Raw genomic sequence first — 19,386 nt, 5'->3', positions numbered from 1 at the left:
TGCCCGCCCAATTGCGACTGATTGCCATCATAGATGACTGACCAGCGTGTGTGGTCGCCATAATATTGTTCGGCAATGGTGAATACCGTGTCATCAGTGGCAACCGTATGAACCCGGTCACACTCCGCCGCGACCTGTTGCCCGAAAAGCAGACCCGCCAAGACCGTTTGCCTGAAAAAGTGGCGCATCATCCGGTCCTCACAAGCTGGCCCAGACCAGCGCCATGTGCCGGTCGAGAATCTGCTGGAAGATACCGGAGCGGCGGATGTCCCGCAGCCCGGCGTTGACGGCCGCGATGTAGTCCTCGGCCCGGGGATGGCTTTTGGAGACGACCGCATGCAGCGTCTCGACCGCCAGCGGCCGGCGGTCCAGCACCACGACCTGCCCGTCCAGCCCGAGGTCGCGGATCGCGGCCCGGCCGGTGAACTCGTTGAGCGCGACCGCATCGACGCTGCCCGCCTGCAACATCTCGAAACAAGCCGCCACGCTGCGCGGCTGGACCAGTGTGACCAGCCCGCCCGAGACCCAGTTGCGCCCCTGCCCGTCCAGATCCTGTGTCGGCAGGCCGAGGGGACGGCACAGGGTGTGCCCCGCCATGTCCGCATCCGACAGGTAGATCAACGGTCGATCCACATCGGTAAAGAGCAGGCTGAGCATCTCGAACATCGGGTCCGAGAACAGGAACTCCCGGCAGAGCGTCTCGCCGGATTGGTCCCCCTCGCAATCGGGCCGGGACCACGGCAGGCCCAGGTCGACCCGTTGCTCTGACAGCAGGGGGTCGAGATGCGCGGCGCGGTCGTTGATCCAGACGATCTCCACATCGCCGGTCACGACCTCGGCCAGGGCCGCGGCGGCGATCTCGATCATCAGGCCGCCGCCGGGGGCGGCCTCGTCGGTGAACGGGGCGAAATCATCGGCCACCAGCAGCGAGATTTCCGGGATCGGCGGGACCTGGTCGCCCAAGGGTTCCGTACCGGGCGCAGTGGCCGCGCGGGTCACCGCCGTGTCGGGCAGCGCGGTTTCGGGCAGCGCTGGATCGGACCGCGCGGTTTCGGACAGGGCCGCCTCCTCGGGCGGTGCCCCGGTCCTGGCGTCCCCGGCCTGCATCCCCTCCAGACAGGGCAGGGTCAGGGTCTGACCGGATTGCACGTAATCCGGGCTGTCGCCGATCACGGCGCGGTTGGCCTCGTGGATCACGGTCCATTTCTCGCGGTCCCCATAGAGCCGTTCGGCGATCAGGCTGAGCGATTCCCCCCGGCCGAGCGTGTAGCTGCCGCCACAGCTCTCCTGGGCGGCCCCCGCGCCGGCCAAAAGGCAGAGCGCCCCCGCAATGGCCCATCGATCGATCATGCCATCATCCAATACTCCAGATATTGCAGGAGTGCCCCCATGTCGCTGTTGGGGTCAAGCAGGAAACCAGATCTAGCCAGAAACCGGGGGATTCCCGCCCGGATCGCCAAGGCCGATACCGGGCGCTAGAGCCCAGTGCGCCGCGCCCAGTCGAGGATCCTGGCCACCAGACCGTCGGTCTGACCCGGCGAAAAGACATCGCCGGCGATGACATGGCACATGGCATCGTCCCGAGGGCCGCAGGTCACCTGGTGAAGCTCGACCGGCCCGCCCCAGCGGACGGCGGCGGCGCGGGTGGCCTCGTGGCTCACGACCCGGTCCTGCGGCGAATAGGCGAAGAGCGCAGGTGCCTCGATCCGCTCCAGTCGGGCGCGGCGGACCGCCCGCATGGCATCGGCCATGGGAAACACCGCGGCGGTCGGATGGATCGGCGTCCAGTAGCGTGCATGTGTCTCGTTCAGGACGGCGAACTTGCGCTCACGACCAAAGGGGATGGGGCCCCAGGTCCGCACGCCCGGCACGTCGAGCACCCAGTTGGCCGCCCGCGAGGCCAGCCGGAAATTCGGCGAGACAAACACCGCGCCCGCAGCCGGCGCCCCCCGCATCAGCGCATCGGCGATCAGTGTGCAGCCGGTGGAGCAGCCGATCCAGAGCACGCGCTCGCCCAGCGCCGCGCCGATCCGGGCCGCCTCGTCCAGGTCCCGGCGCCAGGCCGCAAAGGTCGCGCGGCCCATGGCCGGGCCGTCCTGTCCGTGGCCGTTGAGGCGGGTGAAGAAGAGGTTCGCCCCAAGCGCCTCCGCGACCTTGTCGGTCACGGGGCGGATCTCTTCGGGGCTGGCCGAGAAGCCGTGGACATAGACCACCGACAGCGCGGTCCGGGCCTCGGGCGCCCCGGCCCAGATCACGCGCTTTTCGCAGCCCGGGCGGATCGCGGGGACACGGGCCTCGGCCTCGGCCAGGCGTTGCGTCAGCCCCTCAAGCATGTGTCGGCCCCTCACGCATGGCCCCGCACCCCCGCCCCGCGCAGCGCCGTCCGGTAGAGCGTCGCGATCCCGAGGATCGACAGCAGGAAGATCGCCCCCGGAACCAGCGTCAGCGCGGCCTTCAGCGCGGCCAGCGCCTCCGGGCTTTGCGCGATCACGCCCGCGCTGCTCTCGCGCCAGCCGGCGCCGGCCAGCACCAGCCCCAGGACCAGCGGCGCCACCGCGTTCGCCACCTTCTGGCCGAACAGCCAGACCGCGCTGAACGCCCCTTCGATCGCGGCGCCGGACCGGCTGCGCGTGACGTCCATGAGGTCCGGATACATCGCCCAGGGGATCTGTTGATAGGCGCCGTTGGCCACCCCTGCCGCCAGGAACAGCAGGGCCACGGCCGGCACGGATGTGGTCGGCAACAGCAGATGGATCGCCCCCAGCACCAGCACATAAAGCGCCAGCCCCAGGTTCAGCGCGACCGGCTTGGTCAGCGCCGCCGAGGCCCGGACCCAGACCCATTGGCTGAGGATGGAGCCGAGGACGAAGCAGGCAAAGAGGGTCGAGAACATGCCCAGCGCCCCGACCGGCCCCGCAAGCGGCCCGACCCCGGTATTGGTCACGAGGTAGAGCGCGGCCAGCTGCAGCCCCGCCGCGATGATCGCGACAGCCAGGGTCTGAAGCCCGTAAAGCGCCACGAGCACCACGAAGGCCCGATTGCCCAGCACTAGCCTCAGCACGCCGAGCGCCGACATCGGCCCGGCGCTCTCAATTCGCGGGGCCCTCCGGGTGAGAAACAGCATCGCCCAGATCGACAGGACGATCAGCGGGGCCACGGTCAGCACCGCGCGGGCATAGCCCTCGCGGCTGTCTCCGGCCAGCGCCGGGACGACCGCGCCCGCGACAAGCAAGCCAACCGAGGCGAAGGCCATCCGCCAGGCGGTCATGGTCGAGCGTTCCCGCGGGTCCTGCGTCATCTCTCCGGCCATGGCGCCGTAGGGGATGGCGACGAAGGTGAACCCGATCGTGGCCAGGCCGAAGAAGGCGACGACCCAGCCCATGTTGGCCTGCCAGCCCATGCCCTCCGGCACCCGGAACATCAGCACGATCCCGAGCGCCAGCAGCGGTGCGCCGAGGGCGATCCAGGGGGCGCGCCGGCCCCAGCGGCCTCGGGTCCTGTCCGACAGAACCCCGACGATCGGGTCGGTCACCACGTCGAAGGCAAGCACCGCGAAGGTGACCCAGCCCGCGATGCCCGGCGGCACGCCCAGATAGGTCGTCAGAAAGCTGAAGACGAGAAGCTGCTTGACCACGACGAAGACGCCGACACCCATGTCGGCCAGCCCCCATCCCGCCAATTGCGTGCGCGTCAGTGCCATCCAGTCTCTCCTCGGGGCGGCCGGCGGCGACCCTGCCCGGACCATAGGCCGCGGCGGGGCGCGGGCCAACGCGAAACCTTGCGGGCTGCCGGGGCGGGCGTTAAGGGGGCCGTCTTTCGGCACGGGGGACCGGACCATGGGCGCGACATTGGCGGTGGATTTCGGCACGTCGAACACGGCCGCTGCAGTGATGGCGGCGGGCAGGCCCTTCGTGATCCCGCTCGACCGCGGAGAGGACACCCTGCCCACGGCGGTGTTCCTGGATTTCGGACGGCGCGAGACCCTCTTCGGGCATGACGCCGTCTCGGCGCTCATCGACGGGCGCGAGGGGCGGTTCATGCGGGCGCTCAAGAGCGTGCTGGGCACGCCGCTGATGCACGAGCGCCGGCAGTTCCTGCAGGAGCGGCTGACCCTGGTCGAGATCATCGCGCGGTTCCTCGCGGCCGTGAAGGCGCGAGCCGAGGCGGCCTGTGGGCTGAGCTTTTCGGCGGCCCTCAGCGGGCGTCCCGTGCAGTTTCACCCCGACCCCGCCCGCGACGCCCGGGCGCTGCAGGATCTGCGGGAGGCCTACCTGACCGCGGGCTTCGAGACGGTGGATTTCCTGCCCGAGCCGGAAGCCGCGGCGCTTGCCGCCGGGCCGTCCGAGGGGCTGGGCCTGATCGTGGACATCGGCGGCGGCACGTCGGATTTCACGGTCTTCGCCCGGGAGGGCGCCGAGACCCGGATCCTGGCGAGCCACGGCATCCGCCTGGGCGGCACGGATTTCGACAAGGCGCTGAGCCTCAACCACGTGATGCCGCTCCTGGGCAAGGACAGCCTGATCAAGGCCGAGCTGGGGTCGCAGACCCACCCTGCCCCCGCGGCGCTGTTCAACGACCTTGCGAGCTGGGAGAAGATCGCCTTTCTCTACGGCGGCGAGACGACGCGCACCGTGGCCCGCATGGCGCGGCTCGCCGTGGAGCCCGAGAAATTCGCCCGGCTGTCCGAGGTGCTCGAGATGCACCTGGGCCATGACGTGGCCTTCGCGGTGGAGCGCGGCAAGATCGGCGCCAATCGCGCCGGCGGCAACGGGCGGATCGACCTGGGCTTGGTGGAGAAGGGCCTCGGGATCAGCTTGCCTGAAAGCACGCTCGCCTCCGAACTGGCCGGCGCCGCGCAGCAGATCGCAGCGGCGGCCGAAGAAACCCTGCACCAAGCCCACGTCGCGCCGGACCGGATCGACCGGGTGATCTGCGTCGGAGGCTCCAGCCTGCTCGCGCCCGTCTCCGGCGCCGTCCGCGACCGGTTGCCCGGGGCCGAGATGGTCTTCGCAAGCGCCTTCACCGCGATCGTCGACGGCCTCGCGATCGCCGCCGCGGCGCAGGACATCTGACCCGGGCCCGATTATTCGCGAATAATCGGCTCGCGCCGAAGGCGCGCCTCCGGGGGTCCAGATTATTCGCGAATAATCTGCCGCCTCAGATCAAATCGAGCACGTCGATGACGGAGCGTTCGATCAGCGCCAGCTCGGCCGGCGCAGAGAACCGATGATCGGCGCCCTTGACCAGGGTCAGCCGGATGTCGGGCGCCTCCGCATGGTCCAGCAGCCGGAGCGCGGTCTCGGTGCTCACGGCGGTGTCCGCCGTTCCCTGCAGCATCCGGACAGGACAGCCGAACCGGAGCGGGCTGCGCAGCACCAGGCGGCGCCTGCCCTCCGCGATCAGCCGCGCCGTGATCGGATAGGGCGCGCCGTAGTCCGACGGGACATGCACGACGCCCTCGCGCTCCAGCGCGGCCCTTTGCGCCGCATCGAACCCGGCCCAATAGCCGTCCTCGGTGAAATCCGGGGCCGCCGCGATCGTGACCAGCCCCGCGACCTTTCCGGGCCGGTCCCGCCCCAGCAGGCACGAGATCCACCCCCCCATGGACGACCCCACCAGAACCGCCGGCCCCTCCACGAGATCCAGGGCCGCCGAGGCGTCCTCCGCCCAATCGCCGATCGTGCCGTCCTCGAACACGCCACCGCTTTCGCCGTGACCCGAATAGTCGAACCTCAGAAAGGCCCGGCCCGCGGACCGGGCCCAGGCTTCAAGATGCAGCGCCTTGGTCCCGGACATGTCCGACCGGAACCCGCCCAGAAAGACCACGGCCGGCCCCGCGCCCGGTGTCAGGTGATAGGCGATTTCGCGGCCCTGCGCCGTCGTGATCCGTTCAGACATCTTCCACCTCGTCCAGCCCATACGCCCAGAGCGCACCCGCCAGACACATCACGCCAAACACCCCCAGGACAAGGGGCACGGACACCGCGCCGATCGCCGCGGCCACGGCCCCCGCCGCCAGCAGGAAAACTCCGACGCAGGTGTTCGACACGGCCGTGTAGGCGGCCCGCAGGTCCTCGGGGGCCATGTCCACCAGGTAGGTCGACCGGCCCTGCCGCACGCCGTGATAGGCCGTCATCAGCCCGAACAGGATGAGGGATATCACCACCGGATGCGACGCCACGCCCAGCCCCCGCGCACCAAGGGCCGCCGCCATCGCCAGCGCCCCGCCCAGCCCGGCGAAGACCAGGACCTGGCGCGAGGACCTGTCCGACAGCCGCCCCCAGACGAAGGACGAGGCGAAAGACGCGCCCGAAGAGGCCAGCACCAACGCCCCAGCGGGACCAGGATCCCGGAGTCCGAGCCCAGCACCACCAGGAACGGCGGCGCCAGCGCCGTGCCCACCAGCAGCGACCGCGCCACGATGAACCGGCGCAGCTGGGCGCTTTCGCGCAGGATCGAGAGCTGCGCCACCGACTCCCGCAGGCTCATCGCCTCCTGCGCGTCGGGCTCTTCGTTCATGGTCGAGAACACCGACGCCGCGACCAGCCAGGCCGCCGAGGCAAGCGCCACGGCCCCGAGGACCACCGTCGCCCGCTCCCCCACCCCGGTCAAAAGCAGCAGGGCAAAGCACAGGACCGCAGAGGCGGAGGCCGAACTGGCCATCCCGGTCGCCGTCCCGCGCCGCGACTTTCCCACGGTCTTGCCCAGGACATCCTTGTAGGCGACCGAACAGACCGACCGACACAGCGCCAACACCGCCAGCAACGACACGATGGCCGCCCCGGCGGCCGGCCCGTCAAGCGCAAGCCCCGAAAGAACGATGCCCGCCGCGGCCAGTCCCTGACCTGCAGAGCCCGCGGCCCAGGCCCATTTGCGCCGTGCCATCCCGTGGATCGCCCCCGCGGTGAAGAGCTGCGGCAGCAGGGCGCCGGCCTCGCGCACCGGCACCAGCAGACCCGCCCAGAGCGGCCCGGCGCCCAGGTGGGTGAGCAGCCAGCTTAGCACCAGCTTGGGATCGAGCAGCCCGTCGGCCACCTTGCTGGAGGACACCGCTGCCACGTGACGCAGGAAATTCGCGGGCTCCCGCCCCCGCGCCGCATCGTTCAGCCCGCCGTCGGCGTCCGGTTGACCGACCGCCACTTCAAAGATCCGCTCTGCCACGCCCTGCGCCATGTCGCGTTCCGTCCCCTCTCTGATCGTGCCTTGCGACCTAGCGGATCCTGCCGGAATTGACAGGGGGCGCATGGGGCCGCCCGGCGGCCGGGACGCGCCGCCCTCCGTCAGGAACGGGCCCGGGTGATGCCTTGACGCGACCGCGCTGGCGCGGCACGAGGGGCGCATCAAAACCCGCAGCCGGGCGTTCCGTGGGCGCCAAAACGACGAGGAGAGGCCGATGAGCCAGATTTCCCTGACATTCCCCGATGGCAACAGGCGCGACGCGACTGCCGGCGTGACGCCGGCCGAGGTCGCCGCCGACATCTCCAAAAGCCTGTCGAAGAAGGCGATTTCCGCCACCGTGAACGGCCTGCACTGGGATCTGCAATGGCCGATCGAGGCCGATGCCAGCATCGCCATCAACACCATGGCCGACGAGGCGCCGGCGCTGGAGCTGATCCGCCACGACCTCGCCCATGTCATGGCCCGCGCCGTGCAGGAGATCTGGCCCGACGTGAAGGTCACCATCGGCCCGGTGATCGAGAACGGCTGGTATTACGATTTCGACCGCGCCGAGCCGTTCACGCCCGAGGACCTCGGCGCTATCGAAAAGAAGATGCGCGAGATCATCAACAAGCGCGACCCTGTCCGCACCGAGGTCTGGGACCGCCCCCGCGCCATCGCCCATTACGAAGCCAACGGCGAGCCCTACAAGGTCGAGCTGATCGGGGCCATTCCGGGCGACGAGCCGCTGCGGATGTACTGGCACGGCGACTGGCAGGATCTCTGCCGTGGCCCGCATCTTCAGAACACCGGCCAGCTGCCGGCCGACAGCTTCAAGCTGATGTCGGTCGCCGGCGCCTATTGGCGCGGCGACAGCGACCGGGCGATGCTGCAACGGATCTACGGCGTCGCGTTCCGCAACAAGGAACAGCTCAAGGCGCACCTGACCTTCCTCGAGGAGGCCGCCAAGCGCGATCACCGCAAGCTGGGCCGCGAGATGGACCTCTTCCACATGCAGGAAGAGGCGCCCGGCCAGGTCTTCTGGCATCCGAACGGCTGGACCATCTACACCGAGCTGCAGGATTTCATGCGCCGCGCCCAGCGCCGCGACGGCTATGTCGAGGTCAACACCCCCCAGGTCGTCGACCGCAAGCTCTGGGAGGCCTCGGGCCATTGGGAAAAATACCAGGACCACATGTTCATCGTCGAGGTGGACGAGGAGCATGCCCGGGAAAAGTCCGTCAACGCGCTCAAGCCGATGAACTGCCCGTGCCACGTGCAGATCTTCAACAAGGGCCTGAAATCCTACCGCGACCTGCCCCTGAGGATGGCCGAGTTCGGGTCCTGCGCCCGGTATGAGCCCTCGGGGGCGCTGCACGGCCTGATGCGCGTGCGCGGGTTCACCCAGGACGACGGGCACATCTTCTGCGAAGAGGACCAGATCGCCGCCGAAACGGAAAAGTTCATCAAGCTGCTCTCGGATGTCTACCGCAACCTCGGCTTTCCGACCTACAAGATCAAGTTCTCGGACCGCCCCGATCTGCGCGCCGGCTCGGACGAGACCTGGGACAAGGCCGAAAAGGCGCTGCTGGACGCGACCCACAGGATCACCAACGATGTGGAACTGAACCCCGGCGAAGGGGCGTTTTATGGCCCCAAGCTGGAATTCGTGCTGACCGACGCCATCGGGCGCGACTGGCAATGCGGCACGCTGCAAGTGGATTTTGTCGTTCCCGAGAGGCTGGATGCAACTTACGTGGGCCGCGACGGGGCCAAGCACCGGCCGGTCATGTTGCACCGCGCCACCCTGGGCTCTTTCGAGCGCTTCATCGGCATCCTGATCGAGGAACATGCCGGCAAGCTGCCGTTCTGGCTGGCCCCGCGGCAGGTCGTCGTCGCCTCGATCGTGTCCGAGGCGGACGATTACGTCCACGAGGTGGTTGCCGCGCTGACCGCCGCCGGCGTCCGGGCCGAAGCGGATGTGCGCAACGAGAAGATCAACTTCAAGGTGCGCGAGCATTCCGTGGGCAAGGTGCCGGTGATTCTCGCCTGCGGCGCCCGCGAGGTGGAGGACAGGACCGTGTCCGTCAGGCGGCTTGGCGAGAAGCAGACCTCTGTAACAAACCTCACTGACATGGTTCTGACACTAGGCCGCGAGGCCACGCCACCCGATCAGCTGTAACAAACCGACCCCGCGATATGTTACAGGCCCGCCCCCCGCAACGGGGGCGGGCCTTGGTTTTTCATGGCAATGGGGAACTGCGGCAGGGCGTCGCACACTGACGCAAGGTCACGGGGGCGCGAGGCACGGGCCTGTGAGCGGCCAAGGCGTCACCCGCCGAGTATCGTCAGGAGGTCACCAAGGAACGGTGGCCCAACAAACCACTGCTCAAACCTCAAGGGAACACACCATGTCCAACACCACCAAGACCCTCGCCCTCGCCGCGTCCGTCGCCACCGCCATCGCCGGTCTGACCAGCCAGGCCGCCGCCCAGGAAATGGAAAAGTGCTACGGCGTGTCGCTCGCCGGCGAGAACGATTGCGCCGCCGGCCCCGGCACCACCTGCGCCGGCACCTCCACAGTCGACTATCAGGGCAACGCCTGGACCCTCGTGCCAGCCGGCACCTGCGAGGACATGACCGTTACCGAAGCCATGGACGGCATGGAGGCCCGCATGGGCTCGCTCGAGGCACTCGAGCGCGACCTCCCCACCACCTGAGCCCTCTCGTAGGATGGGTTATCAACCCATCCTACCCCCCACCCCCGCCGGAGGAGCCGGATGTTCGACGCACGCCACCAAAGCCTCCCCGACCGCCCCGGCGTCGGCTACAAGGCGCAACACTTCGCAGATCTACGGGTTGATCCCGGCCCCGTCGGCTGGCTGGAAATACATGCCGAGAACTACATGGGCGACGGCGGCCGCCCGCTTGCGCAACTGGACGCCCTCGCGGACCGCTTTCCCATTTCGGTCCACGGCGTCGGCCTGTCCATCGGCAGCGAGGGGCCGCTGGACCGCTCCCACCTCGCCCTGCTGCGCCGGCTCTGCGACCGCATCAACCCGGCGAGCTTTTCCGAACATCTCGCCTGGTCGACCCACAACCTGGGCTTTCTGAACGATCTGCTGCCCCTGCCCTACACGGCCGCGACAATCGCCCGTGTGTGCGACCACGTGAACGAGGTGCAGGACCACCTCGGCCGCCGGATGCTGCTGGAGAACCCCTCCAGCTACCTTGCCTTCACCGAAAGCACCCATTCCGAAACCGATTTCCTGGCAGACGTCGTGGCCCGGACCGGCTGCGGCCTGCTGCTCGACGTGAACAACGTCTTCATCTCGGCCACAAACCTCGCCACCCGGCCGCAGGACTACATCGCGGCCTTCCCCGTCGAGCATGTGGCCGAGATCCACCTGGGCGGCCATGATGAGGACGAGGATGATCACGGCGCTCCCCTGCTGATCGACAGCCACGGACGCGCCGTCGCCGACCCGGTCTGGGCGCTGCTCGACATCACCCTTGCCCGCACCGGGCCCAGGCCCGTGCTGATCGAATGGGATACCGACGTGCCCGACTGGCCCGTTCTGCGCCAGGAGGCCGCCCGCGCCGCACGCGCCCTGAACGCGGTGACGGCATGAGCCAGACCGCATTCGCCGAAGCGCTGCTGCGCCCTGACGCCCCTGTCCCCGACGGTCTGGTCGGCCCCACGGGCGCCGCCGCGGGCAAGCGGTTCAACGTCTACCGCAACAATGTCGCCGTCAGCCTGACAGAGGCGCTGGAAGCCGGGTTCCCGGTGGTTCGCAAGCTGGTCGGCCCGGATTTCTTCAAGGCGATGGAGGGCGTTTTCCTGCGACGGCATCCGCCAGCCTCGCCGCTGATGATGCACTACGGGGCCGAGATGCCGGACTTTCTGGCCGGCTTCCCGCCCGTGGCGCACCTGCCCTACCTGGCCGATGTGGCGCGGCTGGAGCTTGGCCTGCGCACGGCCTACCACGCCGAAGACGCACGGCCCCTCGCGCCCGACGCGCTCGCGCAGGTCCCGGCCGAGGCGCTGGGCGCAGTCAGGATGGGCTTTGCCCCGGCGGTGCGGCTCGTTGCCTCGACCTTTCCGGTGCACGACATCTGGCTGGCAAATACTGCCGCCGGAGCGCCCCCGTCAGGTCCCGGAGCGCAGACCGCGCTGATCACCCGCCCGAAGCTCGACCCCTGTGTCGACACGCTCTCCCCCGCCGCGGCCGGTTTCGTGGCGGCGCTGATGGCCGGCGCCAGCCTTGGCGAGGCGGCCGAGACCGGCGCCGATGTCGGCGCCACACTCGGCCTGTTGCTGTCGCGCCAGGCCATAACGGACATATCCTCATGATCACGCTTCCCGCCCCGCTGCGCCGGATCGCCGACAAACTTGGCCAGTCCGCACCCGCCGTGCTGGCAACGCTCGCGCGGTTGCTCTTCGCCGCGGTGCTGCTCCGGTATTACTGGGCCTCGGGCCTGACCAAGATCGGCGACGGCAGCCTCGGCCTCTTGCGCCCCGGTGTCGGCGCCTATGCCCAGATCTGGCCCCGCGCTATGGAGGCTGCGGGCTATGACGCGAGCCAGCTCTCCTCATTCCAGAACCTGGTCGTGCTGGCCGGCACCTGGGCGGAGTTCCTGCTGCCCGCCATGGTCGTGCTGGGGCTGCTGACGCGACTCTCGGCGCTGGGCATGATCGGCTTCATCGTGCTGCAATCTCTTACGGACATCTACGGGCTGGGGGCCGCGCCCGAGGATATAGGCCGCTGGTTCGACCGCGCCTCCGGGGCGCTGATCCTGGACCAGCGGGCGCTGTGGGTGTTCCTGCTGACGGTGCTGGTCCTGCGCGGCGGCGGGCCGCTCTCGTGCGACCGGCTGCTCTTCAGAAATGCGCCTTAGGCTCGTCGGGTTTGCCGGCCGCGATGGCCAGCAGGCCACCCAGCGCGGCAAACCCGATCGGAAACATCGTGCCCACGTTGAAGCCGAAGGCCGCGTAGAACATCCCCGCCGACACAAGCATCAGGATGCCGCCGACCAGCGCCCGCGCCTTGGCCATGGCCCCTCCGGCAATCGCCAGAAGCGGCGCGAAAAAGCTCGCGGTCCGCACGAGACCGGGGTTGTCGAGCACACCGAAGACCTCGCCAAGCTCGGCCCGGCGTTCGGTGACCTCGGCATAGCCGAAGCCGATCAGGCCGACAAAGATGCCGATCAGGCCCGCGATGAGGCCGAGGGTCAGGGCAGCGTTGCGCATGGGACGTCTCCTTTGACGCGTCAGATATGGACGAGGGCGCGATTATCCAAGCACCGATTTCCGGACCTCCGGTCCCCAGCCCAGGTGCCAGCCCTGTCCGTCATGGATCACCGGGCGTTTCATCAGGGTCGGGTGCCGGACCAGCAGGTCGAGCGCGGGCGCTTCGCGCTCGGCCTCCGACAGGCCCCGCCAGGTGGTGGAGCGGCGGTTGACCAGCGCATCCCCGAAAATGCGGTGGATCTCGGCCAGGGTGTCGGGCGGAATGCCGTCGGCGCGGACATCGGTGACCACGGGGTCATGCCCCGCGGCCCGCAGCGCGGAGAGGGCTTTTCGGCAGGTATCGCATTGCTTGAGAGCAAAAACGTGCATGGACGCTCCAATTTTGGGCAGCGGCGGGATGGGCCGGGGCCTTCGCGTATCTGTCATTTGCCTTTCGCATCGGGCGCCTAATTTTGTTACCCAAGGCTGACGGACGACCGCCTGACGTGCGGCACCGTGAAGACCTGCCCCGTCCTCCGTTCGGAGGCAAGAGTAAAGGGAGTGCTGTCATGGCAACGGGAACAGTGAAGTGGTTCAACACCACGAAGGGCTACGGGTTCATCGCACCCGATGGCGGCGGCAAGGACGTGTTCGTCCATATCTCGGCGGTGGAACAGGCCGGCATGACCGGCCTCGCGGATGACCAGAAAGTCGAGTTCGACCTGATCGAGGGCCGCGACGGGCGCCAGATGGCCGGCAACCTGCGCGCCGGCTGACCACCCCGGGCGGGGGCCCTGCCGGCCTCCGGCCAAGACATCCTGATCGCGACGACCGGGGCGCCCACGGCGCCGCCCTGTCCACTCCAAATGACAGCGGGACGGCGCTCAGCGGCCGACGAGAGGCGCGTCGGGGGGAAATCTCCGCGCGTGGCGGCCACCCTTACCCAGTCGGCGGCGTCGGCCAGCCGCGCATCGCAGGTGCAGCCGCCTTGAGCTTCGGCTTGCGGCCCGAGAGGGTGGCCCAATTGTCGCAGCCCGTGTGAGGCTTGCTCCAAGATCAGGCGGCACGGCCCGGATCAGGGGCAGACGCCGCCCATGCTCAGGTAATTGCCATAGGCCCAGCCGTTGGGCGAGGGCTGACCCCAGTACGGCTGGGTGCACCTGCCGGCCATGCACTGGACCAGATACCAGTTGCCGCGCCTGTCCCAGACGGCGAATTCATCGCCGAGATAGAGCTCTCCGATCTGCTGATAGCTGCCGCCCGGGCCGGTCCGCACGGACAGAAAACCGCGCCCGGCAGTGTGGTCGTACTGGTTCAGCGGGCGGACGCCCACGACATAGCCGGTGCAATCCCCAGCCTGCGCCGGCGCGGCCGCGCCGAGCGCGGACATCAGCACGATGGCCGCGACGGAGGATTTCTTGAGGACGGACGTGACAAAGGTGCGCATGATCGAAGCCTTCCTGTCTGACACTTGTGCCGGGCGCAAAGTGCGGGCGGCCTGAAAGGAGTGTGACAGGCGCAAGAGTGTTGTGCGTTGATCTGGGTCAAGCAGATGGCAGGATGGTGTGCGCCCCATGGCTGTTGAGCTTGCTCTAACTTGCCCTCCCGGTCAGAGGGTCAGGCGGTCGGGTGGCGGTGAAGAGGGGTGGCGGTGAAGACGCGCCGCCCGTCTCGCCGGAGGCGAGCCAACCCTGGTGGCGCACCGAAGGTGCGACGGGGCGGGCCGGCGCCCGCGCGGCGCCCTTCGGGCTTGATCCCGCGCGGGGGTCAGAGTCGGTCCGCAATCCCCTAGAACGTGCATTGCCCGGCCATTTTCGTCCTACCACCGGAACACCGCCATCCCGCAGGGTGCGCATTCATGCGCACCATTCATGGGCACCGGGAGTGGATCACGCCGCGTCCATCATTCGACACGGTACCGTCCCCGGAGCAACTCACCCCGACGGCAAGGCACCGTGGCCGGCGGCGATGGGTATTACGGGTTGGGATGGGGTCTTGTGGTGGAGCGGTGCGCATGAATGCGCACCCTACACGAAGCGTTAACCGTTGGTCGGCCAACGTAACGCATGTCCCGCTACATCCGTCCGCGCATCGGTGGCGCGCCCATCTTCTTTACGGTCGCCCTGGCCGACCGATCGTCGGACCTGTTGGTGACAGAAGTCGACAAACTTCGCGACACCGTGCGGCGGACCAGGGCCGAGCGGCTGTTCGATATCCTTGCCTGGGTCGTGTTGCCCGACCACATGCATTGCATCTGGCAGCTTCCTGCGGGGGACAGCGCCTATTCGGTGCGGTGGTCGGTCATCAAGGCCCGCTTTTCGCTCTCCGTGGACGCGGGACCGCGACGCCCGAGCCACCTGCGGCGCCGCGAGCGCGGAATCTGGCAGCGCCGGTTCTGGGAACATCACCTGCGCGATGAGGCCGATCTTGCAGCCCATATGCGATATTGCTGGATGAACCCGGTCAAGCATGGGTTTGTGACCGCCCCCGAGGAGTGGCCCCATTCCTCGTACCTCCGAGACACCGCCGTCCCGTAGGGTGCGCATTCATGCGCACCATTCATGCGCACCGGGAATGGATCACGCCACGCCCATCATCCGACGCGTCACCGTCCCCGAGCCAACCCACCCCAACCGCAAGGCACCGTAGGGTGCGCATTCATGCGCACCGGAGGCGGAGGCATGGGGTGGAATGGATTGGGGTCGGGATGGGTTGTGGGGTGGAATGGTGCGCATGAATGCGCACCCTACGGCTTGCTAATATTCGTCAACAAGCACATTATTTGCATCAATAGTCACCCGAAAGTTTCGCCCCCCACAGCGCAGCTCATATACATGAATAGATATTCCCAGATACTCACGCGGAAGCGGCCCCTCCTCGCGCGCATCTCGAAAGTTTTCAAAACGGCGGTCAGCCCGCTTATAGGAAACAAGCAAAACATCGTCAATTTCACCATCGAAGTATTCCGTAGCGATCGAGTCAATTGCGACGGCCAAGCCTGCGGATCGACTCAAGAAAAGATTCCACTTCATTAGCCCCTTGAGTCGTCGACCGAGCCGGATCCACGCGTCAAGATTTTTTTCGATTCTCTCTCCCAAAAAGAATAGCGACACCAACGCGGCTGGAATACCAACCGTTGCGAGATTGATTTCTGCAAGCCATGTCGGAAGATCGGCATCCGGCGCGATTGTGTCCTCTTCAAGCGGCAACCCGATCTCAGAAAGAATTCTGTCATATAGCAAGGCCTTTTCGTTGCTCGGATCGCCTCCATCGTAAGTCGTGTCTATGAAATAGACACAGGCGATCTCGTCCGGAATTGGCTCATCCCATCGAAAAGACGGCATCATCCAACCACCCCCATAAACTCCCGCCATTCCCCCTTGCTCATCCCCGACGTCTCCTGCGTCACCTCCTCGCCCGCGATCATGCGCTTGACGCAGGCCAGGCCCTTGGCCGACAGCACCGCCCCGCCCAGGCGGTAATCCTCGAAGGCGCCGTAGGCGGCGGGGACCCAGTCGCGGACCATCTCGCAGATGGCCTCGGCATAGACGCGGATCTCGTATTGGGCGTGGGCGTCCGCACGCAGGCGCAGGAAATGGAAGAGGTTGTGCAGATCGACCTTCCAATACCATTGGGTGTAGATGTTGGCAGGCAGGTTCATCCGCGCCAATTCCCGCGCCAGGCCCTGCTGGCCCTCCTGAGAGATCATCGCCTCGTAATGGTCGTAGGCCCGGCCCGCGTCGGCCTTGAGCCAGTCGAGGACGCGGGCGGCCTCTTCGCCCGACAGCGCCTCTCCCCGGCCCTGGTTGTTGACCACCGACTGGGCGTTCAGGGCGTCGGGCTCGGGGATGTAGAATTCTCGGTCGAGGATCGAGTAACGGGCGGAGTATTCGTTCACGTTGGCGGTGCGGTGCCGGATCCACTGCCGCGCGACGAAGACTGGCAGTTTCACGTGCAGCTTAACCTCGCACATCTCGAACGGGGTCGAGTGCCAGTGCCGCATCAGATAGCGGATCAGCCCCTCGTCGTTCGACACCGCCTTGGTGCCGCGGCCGTAGCTGACGCGGGCGGCCTGGCAGATGGCGGCGTCGTCGCCCATGTAGTCGATCACCCGGACGAAGCCGTGATCCAGAACGGGATGCGCATGGTAAAGTCTCGCCTCCATCCCCTCGGATACGGCGCGGAGCGTCTGGCGCGGTGTGGACCGCGCGGCGTCGATCTCGGCTTGCTGATCGGGGGTCAGGGGCATGGCGCTCTCCTTGGGGTGGTGGGGGATGCGCCCACTATATCTGGCGTTGCGTCCGGGGGAAGGGCGGAAAAGCCGTTGCAATTCGGGAACATGGGGTCCGTTCCCATCGCAATGTCGTTGACAGGCGGGCCCCGCGCCGGGGAAGATCATGCGCAACGCCGGGCGAAGATCCGGGTCATTGAGCGAGAGCAGGTCCCATGTACCGAATTTTGATAGCCGCCTCGGCGCTGGCTGTGGTGTCCGCGTGTGATGACGGGCAGCCGTTTTTCCAGGAAGACGAGACCACCACCGAAGACACCACGACGACCACCACCGACGGGGACACGACCGAGCCCGATCCGGTGATCGACGAGACCGGCGGCGTCGACGCGGCCTCATTGCCGCCCGGCACGCCGGAGCCGCAGGTGGACGAGGGCATCGTGCGCTACGAGACCGTGGATGCGAACGGCGGCGGGCGGATCACCTCTCCGGTGTCCTACAACGCGCTCGACGACACCTTCTCGGTCGACAACCTCGCCTTCGACGGCGAGAACATCTATCAGCGCGGGACCGCCGTCAGCCAGATGGGCGGCTATGCCGTCTATGACGCCGAGGTGGCGGTCAGCGATTCCCTGACCGGCAACCGGGTCGGGCAGATCATCCCCTACCGCGCGATCCTGGGCGTCTCGACCAACACCACCGAGGATTCGAGCGGGACCCGGGTGCCGCGCAGCTCTTTCGCGATCGTGCGCACGGGCGGCTACGTCGACTACGGCTTCGGCGGGTTCGTCTATGAGCGCGAGGGCGGCGTGGTGCTGCCCGACACCGGCCAGGCGACCTTCAGCGGCGGCTACGGCGGGATCCGCGTGTTTCAGGATCGTGGCGGGCTGGAATTCACCCGCGGCGATATGATCATCGACGTCGATTTCGACGACTTCAACTCCAACGACGGGGTGAAGGGCCGGATCATCAACCGCGAGGCCTTCACCGCGGCCGGCAATTCGATCACCACCGGCACCGGCGACGGCCAGCTGCAGCTTCCCAACGTGACCTTCGTGGTGACCGAGGGCGCGGGCGGCGGCATCGACGACAACGGCGAGATCGTGGGCCAGGTCGCCAGCACGGCGGTGATCGACGGCGAGGCGCAGGAATACGAGACCGGAACCTACTACGCGGTGGTCTCGGGCGATCTGACCGATCCGGCCGATGGCGGAGAGATCGTCGGCGTGATCGTCATGGAATCGACCGACCCGCGCTTTGACGTGTCGGCACAGGAAACCGGCGGCTTTATCGTCTACAGATGACAAGGTCGGACCGGACCAGGCAGGCCGGAAAGGGCGCATTGATGGCCATGGGACGTTTGGCGGGGTGGACGGCGGCGTCGCTGATGGCTCTGACCGTGGCGTCGGGCGCGGCGCTGGCCCAGGGCCAGACCCGGCTGTCGCCCGAAGCCATGATGACGCTGGCCGCCGAAACCCTCGACGCGGGCGACGCGGTCGGGGCGAGCGTCCTGGCCGATGCCCTGTTGCAGCGCGATCCCGAGGATGTGCCGGCCCTGATCCTGCGGGCAGAGGCGGCGATCGCCATGGGCGATTTCACCTCCGGCCAGCGGGCCGCGCAACGGGCCTGGGCCGCTGCCGAGGTGGAACCGGCGCGGTTCGCCTCCGCCCGGCTCGCGGCGCTCGCCCTGTCCCAGCAGGGGGCCTATACCCGGGCGCAATTCTGGCTGCGCCGGGCGCGCCAGCATGCGCCCAACGAGGCCACCTCGCGCTCCGTCGCGGAGGATTACCAGTTCGTCCGCCGCCAGAACCCGCTGAGCTTCCGGCTCGATTTCAGCGTCTCGCCCACGGACAACATCAACAACGGCACCACCAACGACACAATCGTGCTGCCCGGCCTGCCCTTCGTCTTCGCCCTCTCTGGCGACAGCAAGCCCCTCTCGGGCACCGAGATCACCGCCGGCGGCAAGCTGCGCTATCGGATCCGCGAGGGCGCCCGCAGTGTGACCTATGCCGAGGTCGAGGGCTTCGCCCGCACCTACCGGCTGTCGTCGGAGGCGCTGGATCAGCAACCCGACGCCGAGGGTTCGGACTATGCCGAGACGCAGCTCTCGTTCGGGCTGGGCCACATCTGGCTGCCCGAGGGCGGGCGCGATCCATGGCGTTTCGCCATTGCGCACGGGCGATTCTGGTATGGTGGCGATCCCTGGTCGGATTTCACCCGGCTGTCGGTGGACAGGGGCGTGACCCTCGGGCCCAGCGACCGGCTCGACTTCGGCCTGACGCTGGAGCGGCTGGACAATGTCGAGGTCGCCGACAGCGAGTCGGCCGGGCTGGAGGCCCGCTGGACCCATGCCTTCGGCGAGGTGGGCGCCCTGACCCTGCTGGTGGAGGCGCGCAAGGTCACGTCGGACGGGCTCGACCGCGCCTATCAATCCCGCGCGGCCGGTATCGGCTGGAGCTTTTCACGGATCGGGGCGAGCATCTTCTACAAGGTCGAAGAGCGCGACTACGAAGAAACCGCCTATCTCTTCGACACCCGCACCGACACACGGCGTACGCTGCGGCTGTCGGTGCCGGTGCCTGCGGTGGAATTCTACGGCTTCAGCCCGGTCTTCACCGCCGAACGGGTCATCACCGACAGCAACGTGACCCGCTTCGAGACCGAGACCACGGGCACGGGCATCACCCTGCGCTCGGCGTTCTAGGCCCCCCGACCCGCGCGGCGGCGCTGGCCGCCCGCGGGCTGGGCTGGGCCGGGCTGGGCTGGG

20 protein-coding genes are annotated in these 19,386 nt (G+C 67.9%); 10 read left to right on the top strand and 10 right to left on the bottom strand.

Annotated features, from left to right (window positions below):
- Positions 1–198 precede the first annotated feature (198 nt).
- From ROA7023_RS10260 to ROA7023_RS10250, 3 genes are all read right to left on the bottom strand, one after another.
- Positions 199–1,350: a transporter substrate-binding domain-containing protein gene (locus ROA7023_RS10260; RefSeq protein WP_085878926.1), complete on the bottom strand. Its 1,152-nt coding sequence runs from the start codon at positions 1,348–1,350 to the stop codon at positions 199–201.
- Positions 1,351–1,475: 125 nt separating this feature from the next.
- Positions 1,476–2,333: an alpha/beta hydrolase gene (locus ROA7023_RS10255; RefSeq protein WP_085878925.1), complete on the bottom strand. Its 858-nt coding sequence runs from the start codon at positions 2,331–2,333 to the stop codon at positions 1,476–1,478.
- Positions 2,334–2,344: 11 nt separating this feature from the next.
- Entirely contained in the window at positions 2,345–3,700 is a 1,356-nt protein-coding gene (locus ROA7023_RS10250) for an MFS transporter (RefSeq protein WP_085878924.1), read from the bottom strand.
- A 136-nt stretch (positions 3,701–3,836) separates the two neighbouring features.
- Here ROA7023_RS10250 and ROA7023_RS10245 point away from each other — a divergent pair, with 136 nt between their 5' ends.
- Positions 3,837–5,072: an Hsp70 family protein gene (locus tag ROA7023_RS10245; RefSeq protein ID WP_085878923.1), complete on the top strand. Its 1,236-nt coding sequence runs from the start codon at positions 3,837–3,839 to the stop codon at positions 5,070–5,072.
- An 85-nt stretch (positions 5,073–5,157) separates the two neighbouring features.
- Here ROA7023_RS10245 and ROA7023_RS10240 read toward each other — a convergent pair whose 3' ends face one another.
- Together ROA7023_RS10240 and ROA7023_RS25035 are read right to left on the bottom strand one after the other, a co-directional pair.
- The gene (locus tag ROA7023_RS10240) at positions 5,158–5,898 is read right to left on the bottom strand and encodes an alpha/beta hydrolase (protein ID WP_085878922.1); all 741 of its coding nucleotides are present in this window, start codon (positions 5,896–5,898) and stop codon (positions 5,158–5,160) included.
- Positions 5,891–6,325 (bottom strand): MFS transporter, encoded by a 435-nt coding sequence (locus ROA7023_RS25035; protein ID WP_234992139.1) that lies wholly within the window; start codon positions 6,323–6,325, stop codon positions 5,891–5,893. The genes ROA7023_RS10240 and ROA7023_RS25035 overlap by 8 nt, the downstream gene beginning before the upstream one ends.
- Positions 6,326–7,393: 1,068 nt before the next feature.
- Between ROA7023_RS25035 and thrS the strand changes: the two genes are divergently transcribed.
- The 5 genes from thrS to ROA7023_RS10210 all read left to right on the top strand — a co-directional run bounded on the left by thrS (position 7,394) and on the right by ROA7023_RS10210 (position 12,057).
- Positions 7,394–9,340 (top strand): threonine--tRNA ligase, encoded by a 1,947-nt coding sequence (thrS, locus tag ROA7023_RS10230; protein ID WP_085878921.1) that lies wholly within the window; start codon positions 7,394–7,396, stop codon positions 9,338–9,340.
- 229 nt (positions 9,341–9,569) lie between these two features.
- Positions 9,570–9,878: a BufA1 family periplasmic bufferin-type metallophore gene (locus ROA7023_RS10225; protein ID WP_085878920.1), complete on the top strand. Its 309-nt coding sequence runs from the start codon at positions 9,570–9,572 to the stop codon at positions 9,876–9,878.
- A gap of 60 nt (positions 9,879–9,938) precedes the next feature.
- Entirely contained in the window at positions 9,939–10,790 is an 852-nt protein-coding gene (bufB, locus tag ROA7023_RS10220; RefSeq protein WP_085878919.1) for an MNIO family bufferin maturase, read from the top strand.
- On the top strand, positions 10,787–11,512 hold the full coding sequence (locus tag ROA7023_RS10215; protein WP_085878918.1) for an HvfC/BufC N-terminal domain-containing protein: 726 nt from the start codon (positions 10,787–10,789) through the stop codon (positions 11,510–11,512). Before bufB ends, ROA7023_RS10215 begins: the two co-directional genes overlap by 4 nt.
- Entirely contained in the window at positions 11,509–12,057 is a 549-nt protein-coding gene (locus ROA7023_RS10210) for a DoxX family protein (RefSeq protein WP_085878917.1), read from the top strand. Before ROA7023_RS10215 ends, ROA7023_RS10210 begins: the two co-directional genes overlap by 4 nt.
- Here ROA7023_RS10210 and ROA7023_RS10205 read toward each other — a convergent pair.
- Both ROA7023_RS10205 and ROA7023_RS10200 read right to left on the bottom strand, forming a co-directional pair.
- Positions 12,041–12,409, bottom strand: coding sequence for a hypothetical protein (locus ROA7023_RS10205; RefSeq protein WP_085878915.1), 369 nt, complete (start codon positions 12,407–12,409; stop codon positions 12,041–12,043). The genes ROA7023_RS10210 and ROA7023_RS10205 overlap by 17 nt on opposite strands.
- 42 nt (positions 12,410–12,451) lie before the next feature.
- Positions 12,452–12,778, bottom strand: a complete 327-nt coding sequence (locus ROA7023_RS10200) for an arsenate reductase family protein (protein WP_085878914.1) — start codon at positions 12,776–12,778, stop codon at positions 12,452–12,454.
- A 179-nt stretch (positions 12,779–12,957) separates the two neighbouring features.
- Between ROA7023_RS10200 and ROA7023_RS10195 the strand changes: the two genes are divergently transcribed.
- Positions 12,958–13,164 (top strand): cold-shock protein, encoded by a 207-nt coding sequence (locus ROA7023_RS10195; protein ID WP_085878913.1) that lies wholly within the window; start codon positions 12,958–12,960, stop codon positions 13,162–13,164.
- 299 nt (positions 13,165–13,463) lie between these two features.
- On the opposite strand, the gene ROA7023_RS10190 is transcribed toward ROA7023_RS10195, so the two are convergent.
- The gene (locus ROA7023_RS10190) at positions 13,464–13,835 is read right to left on the bottom strand and encodes an SH3 domain-containing protein (protein ID WP_159458479.1); all 372 of its coding nucleotides are present in this window, start codon (positions 13,833–13,835) and stop codon (positions 13,464–13,466) included.
- A 619-nt stretch (positions 13,836–14,454) separates the two neighbouring features.
- Between ROA7023_RS10190 and ROA7023_RS10185 the strand changes: the two genes are divergently transcribed.
- Positions 14,455–14,925: an REP-associated tyrosine transposase gene (locus ROA7023_RS10185; RefSeq protein WP_085878911.1), complete on the top strand. Its 471-nt coding sequence runs from the start codon at positions 14,455–14,457 to the stop codon at positions 14,923–14,925.
- A 219-nt stretch (positions 14,926–15,144) separates the two neighbouring features.
- Here ROA7023_RS10185 and ROA7023_RS23790 read toward each other — a convergent pair whose 3' ends face one another.
- Together ROA7023_RS23790 and thyX are read right to left on the bottom strand one after the other, a co-directional pair.
- Complete coding sequence (locus tag ROA7023_RS23790; RefSeq protein WP_143535512.1) at positions 15,145–15,762, bottom strand: hypothetical protein; 618 nt, start codon at positions 15,760–15,762, stop codon at positions 15,145–15,147.
- Positions 15,732–16,637, bottom strand: a complete 906-nt coding sequence (gene thyX / locus ROA7023_RS10180) for an FAD-dependent thymidylate synthase (RefSeq protein ID WP_085878910.1) — start codon at positions 16,635–16,637, stop codon at positions 15,732–15,734. The genes ROA7023_RS23790 and thyX overlap by 31 nt, the downstream gene beginning before the upstream one ends.
- A 197-nt stretch (positions 16,638–16,834) precedes the next feature.
- Here thyX and ROA7023_RS10175 point away from each other — a divergent pair, with 197 nt between their 5' ends.
- Both ROA7023_RS10175 and ROA7023_RS10170 read left to right on the top strand, forming a co-directional pair.
- The gene (locus ROA7023_RS10175; RefSeq protein ID WP_085878908.1) at positions 16,835–17,920 is read left to right on the top strand and encodes a hypothetical protein; all 1,086 of its coding nucleotides are present in this window, start codon (positions 16,835–16,837) and stop codon (positions 17,918–17,920) included.
- Between the two features lie 83 nt (positions 17,921–18,003).
- On the top strand, positions 18,004–19,323 hold the full coding sequence (locus tag ROA7023_RS10170) for a tetratricopeptide repeat protein (RefSeq protein WP_159458478.1): 1,320 nt from the start codon (positions 18,004–18,006) through the stop codon (positions 19,321–19,323).
- Positions 19,324–19,386 lie beyond the last annotated feature (63 nt).

This window comes from Roseisalinus antarcticus, from assembly GCF_900172355.1.
GTDB lineage: Bacteria > Pseudomonadota > Alphaproteobacteria > Rhodobacterales > Rhodobacteraceae > Oceanicola > Oceanicola antarcticus_A.
This window is presented reverse-complemented; position numbering and strand designations above follow the sequence as displayed.